The sequence below is a fragment of the Mesorhizobium sp. M0500 genome, from assembly GCF_040321165.1.
Taxonomy (GTDB): Bacteria; Pseudomonadota; Alphaproteobacteria; order Rhizobiales; family Rhizobiaceae; genus Mesorhizobium.
This window is the reverse complement of sequence record NZ_JAMYRB010000057.1, coordinates 1-11500: the sequence shown is the minus strand read 5'-3', so window position 1 is coordinate 11500 and position 11500 is coordinate 1. Positions and strand designations below refer to the sequence as shown.

The window sequence follows — 11500 nt, the reverse complement described above, 5'->3', positions numbered from 1 at the left end:
GCTCGCTCGCTACGGCGCTGTTGAGGGCGCGCTCGCGAGCGGCTTCGCTACCGCCGAGCTACACCACGTCTGGGGACACGACCCCAAAGCCCGCCGTGCCGAAGGTGCGGCGGACTTTCGCGTGGGTCCGGGATCGACGCGGTCGTAAGCAGAATGAGAACATGGAATCGGGGTTTCATGCATTCCGCCAACGAATTTCCGGCATGCCAGCAGCCATGAGGAGATGAGGTCGACAGCTTCGTCATTCTGACGCATCCAGCGCGCGCTCCGACGCGGCCTTGCGAAGTCGAGGCCGTCCTGCCCGGAATTCGATTTCCTGGCCATGGCGAAGCTGAGTCGTTCGAAGGCGACTACTAGGCCATACCGATATGCGACTAGCGAAAGGGCCGAAATCTGGATGTTGCGCCACACCCGTGAAATCAGAGATGTTTCGGCTACGATCAAGATGCGGGCGAGCGCACTGCCTTAATTCATGGATCGCAAACGGCACATTCGCCAAGATCCTTTCATCGGGGCATGACGACTTCCACTGGCTGCCAAGCGCAACGAACTGAGGCGCCAGCGAGAGGCACGGCAGAAAGCGGTCCGAACACTGCGAGCCTAGTAGGATCTGACGGCGGCCGAGGTGAGCACTTTTGCGTTGCGGATCAACTTGAGCGCCTCGTCCGTCGTCAGCCCGCATTTTCGCGCATAGAAGGCGGCCTCCTGAGTCTCCTCTGGAGAAGGTGGCACCTGACGCGCATCGAGCTTTCGTTTCTGCTTTGCCATTCAGTCTGACTGCGTGAATCAGTTAGTCAGCTAATCTGTCACTTTTGGGGGCGCGAGAGCAAGCTTTCGTGCTGTGAGTTCCAACCGATCCCGGCAACTGCCGGCAATCACCGCCTCCGGGCACGAAGTACAAAAGCGGAAGCAGGTGACTAAGCAATCTGCACGAGGTTGGTTCCGGCCGCGGAACTTTGCTCCTCATATCGAGTTGGCGTTTCTCAATGGAGAGAGAGCCATGTCGAAAAACACCCGTTTTGAAAAAGAGCTGGCCGGCAAGCCGCAACCAGAGGCGGACGCGAGGGGCCAGTCCGAGAAGAACCACAAAGGGGGAATGAACGACGGCGTCTCTCGTGCCAACCCTCGCGTCCTATCCGGAAAGGATGACGTTCCCGCATAAGTGGAAAAAGTAGGGACGACTGCACAGCAACTGTTCATGCGCAGTCCCGGAGCCTCATTCCGCTGGCTCATAGGCGAGAGCCGTCCGCATCTCGGACCGCATTGACGAGCACCCAAGATCGAGGCCCAACCGGGATTCACATGAACCGATTTCTCTTTGTAGTTGCTGACTTTTTGTCCCGGCCGCCCGGCTTTTATCTGATCATCGTGGCCATGATAGCCTGCACTGCGATGGTCCCTTTCGGCCTAACAAGCGTAATCACCTATGCGCTTTCAGTAGCAGCGATTGTGATTACCGGCGTTGTTCTGATCCAGGGTTATCGCGACACTGCTGCCATCCATGCCAAGCTCGATGAGATTATCGTTGCATTGAAGGAAACGAGGAACAATGTCGTAGGGCTGGAGCACGCCGAGCCTGAGGAAATCAAGGCCCATTTGGCGCGGCTCGAAATGGAAGCGGCTGCGGCTGATCGAGAAACCAAGCACGGGGGAGTCTCTGGCGCGTGAGCGCTACTCAAAAGCCATCATGGGCAAGCTGAGTCCAGCAGGACGCGGTCGCTCAAGGTCCCGCCAGCGGCGGCCAAGCGCCACGAGATGCGCGGCAGCGGTAAGCGTAAGCGGAGGGCGGTTAATCTAACGTATGCGCATTGTTTGGTAGTCGGCAAGAAAACTGGCTGTTGCAAACCGGGATGGACGCGAGCGGGCTCGCCGGACTTGCCGCTAGGGCGCAGCTCGACTGGTTGTGCCGCGGTCGCAATGTCGAAATCATAGCGGCCTATCGTATTCGGTGGGAGTGCATCTTTCGCCGACCTGGCGGAAGCACTTCCAAGCCATGTTCAGGTCTCCCGGCTTTGACCGCGCCATGTGGAAGCGCACCGCCGTCGAGCGCTGCCGCATTCTCAAGAGAATGCCGACGCCGCGGAATTCGTCGGCATAGCGATGGCCGGCGAAGCCTGCCAGCGGTCCAGATGGCGAGAGCAGTATGGGCTCACACCATGTCTCTAACAACCGCGTCGAATTTCGTGAGGCCTACGCTCGGAGGCCTTTGGGTAAAAAGTCCCTGTTCGATTGCGGCCGCCTTGAAGGCATCGATCGCAGCTTGTTGGTTGCAATGACCGGCCAAGCATTCCTTGATCATTCGGACGGCTTCGAGCCGCTGCGGCTTGGCCACGTGTGGCCATGGTTGTTCAAGGGCTTTCGCAGCATCGGATATTGATGCAACCACCATCGGCTTGCAATTCAGGTAAATTGTAATCGGAATGAACGCCGGCATTTTCTCGCTCGCCAGGGTTGAACGCGGCTAAACGCGAAGAAAGGGCGGAGGTTGCATGAACGCGCATCTTCGCGATTTCAAGCCCCGCTACCCGATGCAATTGAGACTGAACAGGCTCTTCTCGGGGCAATCCTAAACTCAAATGACGCCCGTTGGCGGGTCGCTCGGCCTTGGCAAAATCAATAGGGCTGGGGCGCAAGGCAGAAACGCCTGCAACAACTGCGGCGGACAAACCAAAACGAGCTGCTCGCGCCGCAGCCGTGACAACAATTCCATCGGCAGTCAAGTCACCGGAGAAGAAGGCGCGCAACGCGCTCGTGAAAGCACAGCGTGCTGCATTCGACAGAAATGTGAGGCCGCTTGGGTTGGGTAAGCCACCCTGCCGCATCGGAACTACTCTGAGGATGCAGCGAGGCGCAATGCTCCACATATGCAGCGGAGGAATCTCAGACGGGCCTTCCGTCGCGTGTGGGCTGCGAGCGCAAGTTGGCGGCTCTCGACACGCTACGCTGCCCTTTTCTTGGCCGCCGTGAAGGGATGGCTGATCGTGAAGGCGTCCGGCTTAATGCCACGCTCAACCTGGCTCCAGGTCACAGGATGCGCGATCGGGAAGCCGGGCCGCACTCGCGGGGAGAAGGCGCCAGCGGCCGTATTGCCACGTCCGTTCCGCAGATAGTCGATGAAAATCCGGCTTCTTCGGGCTGCCGGATCGGCCGACAGCAAATAGCGATCGGGATCAGCATCGACAAGGCACTGAGCAAGGGACTTTGCGAGCTGCCGGGCGCGCTCGTGGGTGATCTTCGTTTGAAGCGGGGCCATCAGGTGGATCCCCTTGCCGCCTGTGACTTTGGCCAACTCTTCAGACCTGCCGCCTCCATGATGTCGCGCAGCGCCAAAGCGGCATCGATCACTTCACACCATTCGACGCCTTCGCCGGGATCGAGGTCCAGAACGACGCGATCGGCATGCTCGATGTCGTCCACCGTAGCGTTCCAGGGATGAAGCTCCACGGCGTCCATTTCGACCAGTCCGAGCAAACCGGAAAGATCATCCACCCACACGCGCACCCCTTCACCACCCTCGCGCTTCTGGACCCGCAATTGGTGCACTGCTGCGGGAATGTCCGGCAGCGGTCCCTTGTGATAGAAGATGGCCCCCAAGGCATGGCGAACCAGCTTCAGCGGCCTCCGGCCAAGATGAACCAGCGCCTGATCGGCAACCCGTTCCCAGTAGCCGGCGAGCTCTTCTTTGGAGGGTGAGACCGCATCGGGCAGCAGTTGCAGGATGTTCTCGCGCGGGACGCCATGGTTCCGGTCCAGCCGTCGCTTCGACCGTGCGGGCGGTTTTGCCGGGATAGGCACGAGGTCTTCGCGCAATCCCTTGAACACCGCCTCGCGCAAGATGCCGCGATCCGTCACGCCAGTGAATTGCACCTCCGCCAGAACGTCTGGTCTGACCCAGGTCGCTTTGGGCTTGTCGACAGGCAGTGACAGCGGCGACTTGTCGATGATCAGGGGGTTGAGCCGCTCGCGAAGACGTTGAGATGCTTCAAGCGTATAGCCGGTCTGGACCTTGCCTGCATAAAGCAGCCGGTCGTCCTGTCGCCTGCCAATGTAGAGCGATGCGATGCGGCGCGGACGGGCGCCGAGCTTCTCGACGAAAGCCACAATCGGGAAAGTGTCGCTCTTGATGCATTTGACCTTGACCCAACTCGTCTGGACGCCGGAGCGATAGGGCGCATCCGCGCGCTTGGACACGATCCCCTCCAGGCCCATCCTGCAGGCCTGTGCGAACATGGCGCTGCCGCTTACCTTGAGGTGCTCGGCATAGATCAATTTTGGCGCTGTATCGCTCAGCAGCTTCTCCAGTGCGGCCTTGCGCTCAACCAGCGGCTGCTGGCGAAGGTCGCGCCCGTCAAGGTGCAGCAGATCGAACGCATAGAAGATAAGCCTCGGCGAGTTCGGGTTGCCCAACTCCCGCTCCAAGGCTTGATAGTCCGGCAGACCCGTTTCGCCGAGGACAACGGCTTCGCCGTCGATGATCGCAGACTTCACCGGCAGGTTCGCCGCGGCCTGGACAATGCTCTTGTAGCGATGCGACCAGTCGTAGCCGCGACGTGTGAAGGCTCGTGCTCTTGCTCGCTCGACGATGAGTTGGGTCCGGTAACCATCGTACTTAATTTCGTGAAGCCATTCGCCGTCTTCGGGAGCTTTGGCCACCAGGGTGGGTGATTGAAACTCGATGAAGGAAAGCCGGTCCCTTGCGCTACTCATGAATCTGCGACTCCAGAAATCGACTCGAGCCGCAGGACGAGCCTCGGTTCCGGGCATTTTAGGAAAGTTGCATAAAGTTGGGCGGGCCCTCAGATCTTCGGTGGACCGCACTGTCCTTTGGCGAAGATTCCAGTTCGTGATCTTTGCCTCGACGCGGGAGATGCGATGGCCGACGATGTGTGGCGGACTAGCTGCGTCGGTCGCAACCTCGAACCTCTCATGCACTCCCGTCCCAAGGCCGAGGATAGCAAGCTGATCGCAGCAGAAGGCGAGGGGCGATGACCCGGGCTCAACGCCGTTCGGTATTTTCGCTTCCGGTCAGTTGGCTCGCGCCGCCCAGGTTGTTATCGCATGACCTCGACGGAGATTGCGGCAAGGGCTCGCTCCATGCTCTCAGCACGTATTACAAGAACACTAAGCGAATGACGTCGGCCACCCAGCCGATCGTTGAACTTCTGGGGAGACTCTTTTTGCACTCCGGCCGAGCCTGCAAAGAGCCTGTGACCTTACTGCAGAGGCCCAGGCGAGCAAGTGTCGCCTGCGATGTCGCCCCCGTGCGGAGCAAAGGGTGTTCCCAGCCGAAAAAATGCCAGAAACTCGCAGCCGCAATCCTCGCCTCCCGCAGCTGCTCCTCCCGATATCAGTGGCGGAATTGGGATTGGCGGTAGCCTGGAGGTGTGACAGACGTTGCAGACACTCGGTCCCTGATGTAATTTAGTATTCGATCAAGTGAGGAATATGCCCGCCGTCGCGACGGCTTTTCTCTCTTTCTGTCTCGGCGGATTGCATGCTCTCTGACGGACCTTGCTAGCACATGCCGTGTTCTTGTGGGCGAGGCAATAGCGTTCAAGGGAATTGCCATGCTCCGACTTTGCGGAATCATCGCAGCCTTCCTCTTCGCGAGCTTCACGACCTTTGACGCTTGCGCCGACCGAAGAGTCGCCTTTGTCATCGGCAACTCGGAGTACCGACAATTCCCCGCACTCAAGAACCCGGCCAAGGATGCCGAGGACGTGTCAAAAACCTTTCGACTGGCAGGGTTCGAGGTCTTCGTCGCAAGCGATCTGACGAAGCTGCAATTCGAGGAGCAGTTCCGCAACTATCTTGCCGCCGCAGACGGCGCAGAACTGGCCGTCGTCTACTACTCCGGCCACGGTTTTCAGATCGGCGGCGAAAATTTTCTGATCCCGGTCGATGCCTCCTTGAAGCAGGCGGCGGACATCGAAGTCCAGGCCATCAAGCTCAACGATGTGCTGGAACAGTTACGCTCGAAATCAAAGATTCAGGTGATCATACTCGATGCCTGCCGCAACAATCCGTTCCCACGCAAGAATTACTGGCTGAGAGACCAGCTCATCACTGCCGGCAATACCGGGCTCGCACAGGTGAGAAGCTCGCTGAACACCTTGATTGCCTTTGCCACCGAACCCGGGGCGGCGGCTTATGACGGCGCCGGCGAACTCAGCCCGTTTTCGGCGGCGTTTTCCCGTCGCGCGCTGGCCCCGAACCAGGAGATCCGCACCGTGATGGCGGCGGTGCGCCGCGATGTGGTCGAGGCCACAAACGGCCTCCAGGTTCCCTGGGAGAACTCATCGCTGATCGACGAAGTCGTCCTGATGCGCCGCAGCAATCGACCATCGCTGCCGCCCGTGCTGGAGAAGGTGGTGCTGTCAGGAGTCGGACCCGTCGACTTGGGCTTGCCTGAACCGGTCGATGTCGATGGTGGCACGATTACCCTGAGCATCGAAAGACCGCCCGGCCTGGGACGTTTGATGCTGGACGGCAAGGCTGTTGAGTTGGGCGTGCCGATCCAGGGCAAGGATCTGCCGCGCCTGCAGATGGATGTTCCCAAGGGAGTCGCCCCGCAGGAAGAGGTCGACATGCTGGCCTATGCGACGCATGACAACTGGGGCGGCCAGACCCAAGGCATCGTCGTGTTTCGGGTCAAGAGCGGTGAAGGCGCGCAAGGCGAACAGATCATGGCTTCGCTCGAGGCCGAGCAGAAGCAGCAGGTGCTGGAGCGTGGCATTCATATCACCGGTGCGGCCGAGGCGATCGAGAACCGCGACATCGACGTTCCGGTGGGCGTGGGTCCAGTTGCGCTGAATCTGGATTTCCCGACCGATGATCCCGCCGTCAGCCTTAAAGTATCGAGTTATCCGGCAACGGGAACGCTCTCGCTGCCCGATCGAACCCTGTCGCCGCAGTCGAGCCTGATGGCCGGAGAGGTCGATCGGCTGCGCTATGAACCGCAGATCGGCGCGGAAACCAAGGTCGAGGTCGGCTTCGAAATCCGGGCGGACAGCAGCTCATCAAAGCCCGCCACGATGAAACTGTCGCCGACGATCAATCCGTGCGACACGGCTGCCGGCGAACCTCTCGATCTGCAAGGCGTCAGCCCCGGCCTGCTGCCGAATGAAATTGGCGCTAGCGCGGTTGAGCTTTGCGAGGCCGCGGTAAAGGCTTATCCGGAAGTCCCGCGCTTCCGCTACGAACTGGGGCGGGCGCTGCTTGCGGCAGGCAAGGTCGAAGAAGCCAAGACAGCCGTCGAGGAGGCGGCCAGGAAGGGACATGTACGCGCCGTGTTCGAACTCGGCTACATGTATGCGACCGGAGCCGGCGTGGCCCTGGACCGCACCCAGGCCAATGCCCTCTACGCGGCGGCCGCCGACAAAGGCGATCCCTACGGAATGACGTCGTGGGGTCGCGCCTTGTTCAATGGGTATGGCGTCAAGCCCGACACCGGCAAGGGTTTGGACCTGCTGCTCAAGGCGGCAGGGATGGGGCACACCTATGCCATGAACGATCTGGCCGCGATCTTCACTGAGGGCCGCAACGGCGTAACCGCTGACCCGGCCCGCGCTGTTGCCTTCCTGCAAGCCGGTGTCCAGCGGCAGGACATGTATTCCATGAACCTGCTCGGGCGCAATTACTTGTCCGGGCAGGGCGTGGAAAAGGACCCCAAAACGGCGTTAGCGCTATTTCAGAAGGCAATCGATCTCGGTCAGCCGTATGCGCCCGGCAGCCTCGCACGCATGTATCGGGATGGTGTCGGGGTGGGACGGAGCCTCGCAGAAGCGCAAAGATTCTTCGAAATTGGGATCGCTCGGGGTGATCCGTCCGCAGCTTACGATCGCGCGGCCCTCGAAATGCAAAAGGGCGATAAGGCCGATCAGGCCCTTGCCGTGCGCTTCCTTGCGCTTGCCGCCGCACTTGACGTGCGCAAGGAACTGCCGGACGCCCAGAGGTCGCTGGCAAAGTTCGGACCGAAGCCAAAAACAGCGGCGTTGAAGCAACTGCGACAGGAACTGAAATCGAAGCTTCCCGGGTCCGGTTCACAAGACACTCAACTGGTTAACGCGGCCAGACGAGTCTGGGAAGAAGCCAATCCGCGTCGGGACTTGTTCTGACCAAGGAGGAGACAATGGCGAGCAGAGTATTGAAACACGCAATACTTGGAACAGCGTTATCCGGCTTGTTGGCGGGCCTCATGGGCTGCACTTCCCTGGTTCCGAGAGTTGAACCGACGCCACTGGTCGAAACGCCCCAGCCGAAGATTTTCCGCCGGGTGCCTCCGCCGAAGGTCGTCAAGCCCGTTCGCAAACAAAAAACCGCGAAGAAAGTGATTATACCGGTTGAGGACGAGCCTGTTCCTGCGCCTGTCATTCCTTCTGGTGGCGGTGGCGGTGGAAGCGGGGGAGGCGGCTGGGGTTGATCAGGTCAGACCGAAGAAGGATTGCATGAGCCTGGCGTTCGATGGCGCTTTCTGATCCTACCAGACTTGCCAGTCGTCATCGACATCCCGCCGAACACGACAAAAGACAGCAGGGAGAACCGGCCTCTGACGGAAATGGGTGAAGTCGTCCTCAGGCCTCGGTCAGGCAGGCGGGGAGGATTCAATTGCTGGCCGCGTCATGCCTTCCGGGACGAGGCTGACCCGCTAGCTCTGACGATGAGACCTGACTGCCTTCGTGAGGGAGTCACGCCGGCCGGGCGCAAGATCGTCATGCTGCAATACCGGACCAATGCCGGCGTCCGCCGTAAACCCTCGATCGGGAAGTCCGGTGATTTGACGGTCGAGCAAGCTCGAAAAATCGCCCAGGACTGGCTCCTTCCCTATCGATCGTGGCGAACTTGAGCTTCGAGGCGAGGTCAGCCACTTCGCCCACAAGGATATTGGGGAACGCTGTTGGGCTACTTGCTGTCTATGCTGGATTTGGCTGCATGTTGTCGGTGCAAGTGGCTATTGCTGTCGCATAGACGAGATTGCCGCTGCCCGTTTGGGAGCTTGGGGGAGGCGCCGGCCGAGCAGACATCAGGTCCGCCGCCCGCAGAACTTAACAGCGGCCACGCTCGCGCCTACGGCGTTATCGCGGAAAGCCGGACGGCAGCCGGTCAGCGCATAACTCACATGCGAGTCCGTCTGCGCCTTACAATCGCAGCGGCTGGGTCAGACCGCTGGCTGTCTCAACACAAGCCGGGTTGACCTTGCAACTGCCAGCGCACCAAGGAGCGCCGTTAAGTGAACAGCACCTCTTCCTGTAGATGACGGCGTGATGCGATCCTACCAGACTTGCCGATCATACCAATCGTCAATATCCTGCCGAACGCGGTCCCTTTCGATACCGTAGCGTTCCTGGATCTTGCCTTCGAGCTGATCGCGATTGCCAGCGATGCGATCAAGATCATCATCGGTAAGTTTGCCCCACTGTTCCTTGATCTTACCCTTGACCTGCTTCCAGTTTCCTTCGACGCGATTCCAGTCCATGACATATCCTCCATTGTTTTGCACAAGGCGAAACGGTCGTCCGGCCAGGGAGTTCCGGGACGAAGATCTCTGATGTTCACGTCTCCAGTTGGGAAGGTGACGACGCCAATCAGGAGATGGTGGGCCTTTGGGGACGCGTCGACCTCCCCGAGCGGAGCGTGACGTGTTGAGCGAGAGGAGCACGGCTGTCCCGCACATGATCATCCATGTCGAAATCGCCCACCCAGGCTTCGAGCCGCTAGGCTCGCCCGCGGTAGCGACGTGCCGGATCCGAATACATGGGCTCATTCGATACCCTGCCTGGGAGCTGGCTCCGTGGCACGCGCGTCGCCACCATTGAACCGGAAGGGTCCGGCCGCGTTGTCTGGTGACTGGTACGGCGATTGTTGTAGATAGAAATGGCGAACACTGGCACAACGCGTGGACGCAACCATGACCGGGCAAGGGTCGCTGGTGGGCAGGACCACGAAATGAAGTATGAGGCGAGCAAAACCGGCGCCAGCAAAGCTGACGTCAGGTCGGCGGTGAAGTCAGTCGCCAACAGTCGCAAGAAAGTCACGACAAGCTGGGCAGGAAGTGAGGCTCGGCCGCACAGACGCTGGGGAAGTTGCAATATCAAGAGCTCGAGGTTCAGCGCAGGGGATAGGCCACATTGCCTATGACCGGCTGCCGCGAATATCTCACGAGGGGGCACGCACATGACTCGCATCGCTACCTTCAATGTGAACGGCGTCAACGGCCGATTACCTGTGCTCCTGAAGTGGTTAGGCGAAAGCGACTACGACATCGTTTGCCTGCAAGAATTGAAGACGTCGGACGACAAGTTTCCTATCGATGCGATCAGAGAGGCGGGTTACGGTGCGATCTGGCACGGCCAGAAATCCTACAACGGTGTGGCGATCCTGGCCCGAGGAATGGAGCCTGTGGAACGCCGACGCGGCCTGCCTGGCGATCCTGACGACACTCACAGCCGCTCGAGGCCGAGGTGGATGGGGTCGTTGTGGGCTGTCTCTATCTGCCCAATGGCAATCCAGCGCCTGGCCCAAAGTTCGACTACAAGCTGCGCTGGTTCGATCGCCTCATCAACTACGGCCAGCACTTGCTCGAAGTTGGGGCACCCAGTGTTCTCTGCGGCGACTAGTAACGTCGTTCCAACCCAAATCGACGCCGTGGTGCCAAGGCGATGGCTGGGCGATGCGGTCTATTTCCCGGAATGCCGGCAGGCCTATGCTAGAATGCTCGAAGGTGGCTGGATCGATGCCGTCCGGCGCATCCATCCGGAGAAGGGCATCTACACCTATTGGAATTTCTCCTACTGGGGCGGCTACGATCGGAGTTCGGGCCTGCGAATGGACCATCTCCTTGTGAGCCTCTCGCTTTCCGACCGGCTGCGCAGTGCCGGCGTGGATGTCGACATGCGCGGCTGGGAGAAGCCAAGCGACCATGCGCCGGCCTGGATCAAGCTCTATTGAACCGCGAGGAACACAGATGAGTTAAACCGGATTCTCTCGAATGACAGGCTTGGCGCGCCGTTCCAGACCGGGAAGCTGTTGTCCAGGGGCGATTTCGCCTGCACGAGCGAACTCGAAGCGGCGTTTGACGAGTATATTGTGCCGGGTCGCGTCGGGCGCGCAGCTAGGCTGCCTTCTTAAGGTCCGCCACCTGAACGCCCAGCCGGAACGCCTGACCATCTGCAAACGAGCGCGCGTAGCTCTCGGATGTAAAACGGACGGTGGTCGTGGTGCCATTGACCGTCACGCGAACCGACCAGTCTTTGTCTCTGACGATTTCAACGGCGTGTCGGTCATGCGGAGTCATACATTCCTCCCAGAATCTTACGTTGAGGAGGGAGGATAGCGTCGCAACACTCGTTTGCATGCAAATAATCCGACACCGCGATGTCGAAATGTCAAAACAGCGCACAGCTAGGCGAACTTAAGTGTAAGCGGTGTTCTCAGGCCACGGCCCTGAGTTCAGGGACCCGGATATAGGCCCAAGGCAGCAGGTCGTCGATCTGGCTGTTCG

At 59.9% G+C, this 11500-nt stretch carries 9 protein-coding genes and 2 pseudogenes; 5 read left to right on the top strand and 6 right to left on the bottom strand.

Annotated features, from left to right (window positions below):
- Positions 1 to 600 precede the first annotated feature (600 nt).
- A complete protein-coding gene (locus tag NKI70_RS33435; protein ID WP_352694287.1) occupies positions 601 to 768 on the bottom strand; it encodes a hypothetical protein in 168 nt (55 codons plus the stop codon).
- Between the two features lie 232 nt (positions 769 to 1000).
- Between NKI70_RS33435 and NKI70_RS33430 the strand changes: the two genes are divergently transcribed.
- Together NKI70_RS33430 and NKI70_RS33425 are read left to right on the top strand one after the other, a co-directional pair.
- Positions 1001 to 1162 carry a hypothetical protein gene (locus NKI70_RS33430; RefSeq protein ID WP_352726368.1) on the top strand — a complete coding sequence of 54 codons (162 nt, stop codon included), beginning with the start codon at positions 1001 to 1003 and terminating at the stop codon, positions 1160 to 1162.
- A gap of 140 nt (positions 1163 to 1302) precedes the next feature.
- Entirely contained in the window at positions 1303 to 1668 is a 366-nt protein-coding gene (locus tag NKI70_RS33425) for a low affinity iron permease family protein (protein WP_352694289.1), read from the top strand.
- 481 nt (positions 1669 to 2149) lie between these two features.
- On the opposite strand, the gene NKI70_RS33420 is transcribed toward NKI70_RS33425, so the two are convergent.
- The 3 genes and pseudogenes from NKI70_RS33420 to ligD form a co-directional block, all read right to left on the bottom strand.
- Entirely contained in the window at positions 2150 to 2389 is a 240-nt protein-coding gene (locus NKI70_RS33420; protein WP_352726370.1) for a DUF982 domain-containing protein, read from the bottom strand.
- Positions 2349 to 2822, bottom strand: a complete 474-nt coding sequence (locus tag NKI70_RS33415; protein ID WP_352726373.1) for a hypothetical protein — start codon at positions 2820 to 2822, stop codon at positions 2349 to 2351. The genes NKI70_RS33420 and NKI70_RS33415 overlap by 41 nt, the downstream gene beginning before the upstream one ends.
- A 116-nt stretch (positions 2823 to 2938) precedes the next feature.
- Positions 2939 to 4707: pseudogene (gene ligD / locus NKI70_RS33410) on the bottom strand (DNA ligase D).
- A gap of 860 nt (positions 4708 to 5567) precedes the next feature.
- On the opposite strand from ligD, the gene NKI70_RS33405 reads away from it, so the two are divergent.
- Positions 5568 to 8117: a caspase family protein gene (locus NKI70_RS33405; RefSeq protein ID WP_352726365.1), complete on the top strand. Its 2550-nt coding sequence runs from the start codon at positions 5568 to 5570 to the stop codon at positions 8115 to 8117.
- Between the two features lie 1154 nt (positions 8118 to 9271).
- Here NKI70_RS33405 and NKI70_RS33395 read toward each other — a convergent pair.
- Positions 9272 to 9475: a CsbD family protein gene (locus tag NKI70_RS33395; protein WP_352450279.1), complete on the bottom strand. Its 204-nt coding sequence runs from the start codon at positions 9473 to 9475 to the stop codon at positions 9272 to 9274.
- A 398-nt stretch (positions 9476 to 9873) separates the two neighbouring features.
- Here NKI70_RS33395 and NKI70_RS33390 point away from each other — a divergent pair.
- Positions 9874 to 10032, top strand: a pseudogene (locus tag NKI70_RS33390) (DUF3606 domain-containing protein); the annotation flags it as partial.
- 141 nt (positions 10033 to 10173) lie between these two features.
- Positions 10174 to 10947, top strand: a complete 774-nt coding sequence (locus tag NKI70_RS33385; protein WP_352726362.1) for an exodeoxyribonuclease III — start codon at positions 10174 to 10176, stop codon at positions 10945 to 10947.
- 163 nt (positions 10948 to 11110) lie between these two features.
- Here the strand turns inward: NKI70_RS33385 and NKI70_RS33380 are convergent, their stop codons facing one another.
- Positions 11111 to 11293, bottom strand: a complete 183-nt coding sequence (locus tag NKI70_RS33380; RefSeq protein ID WP_352694297.1) for a hypothetical protein — start codon at positions 11291 to 11293, stop codon at positions 11111 to 11113.
- Between the last annotated feature and the right edge of the window lie 207 nt (positions 11294 to 11500).

Coding starts and splice junctions, on each gene's coding strand:
- NKI70_RS33435 (WP_352694287.1), bottom strand. CDS start 768: ATGGCAAAGCAGAAACGAAAGCTCGATGCGCGTCAGGTGCCACCTTCT.
- NKI70_RS33430 (WP_352726368.1), top strand. CDS start 1,001: ATGTCGAAAAACACCCGTTTTGAAAAAGAGCTGGCCGGCAAGCCGCAA.
- NKI70_RS33425 (WP_352694289.1), top strand. CDS start 1,303: ATGAACCGATTTCTCTTTGTAGTTGCTGACTTTTTGTCCCGGCCGCCC.
- NKI70_RS33420 (WP_352726370.1), bottom strand. CDS start 2,389: ATGGTGGTTGCATCAATATCCGATGCTGCGAAAGCCCTTGAACAACCA.
- NKI70_RS33415 (WP_352726373.1), bottom strand. CDS start 2,822: ATGCGGCAGGGTGGCTTACCCAACCCAAGCGGCCTCACATTTCTGTCG.
- NKI70_RS33405 (WP_352726365.1), top strand. CDS start 5,568: ATGCTCCGACTTTGCGGAATCATCGCAGCCTTCCTCTTCGCGAGCTTC.
- NKI70_RS33395 (WP_352450279.1), bottom strand. CDS start 9,475: ATGGACTGGAATCGCGTCGAAGGAAACTGGAAGCAGGTCAAGGGTAAG.
- NKI70_RS33385 (WP_352726362.1), top strand. CDS start 10,174: ATGACTCGCATCGCTACCTTCAATGTGAACGGCGTCAACGGCCGATTA.
- NKI70_RS33380 (WP_352694297.1), bottom strand. CDS start 11,293: ATGACTCCGCATGACCGACACGCCGTTGAAATCGTCAGAGACAAAGAC.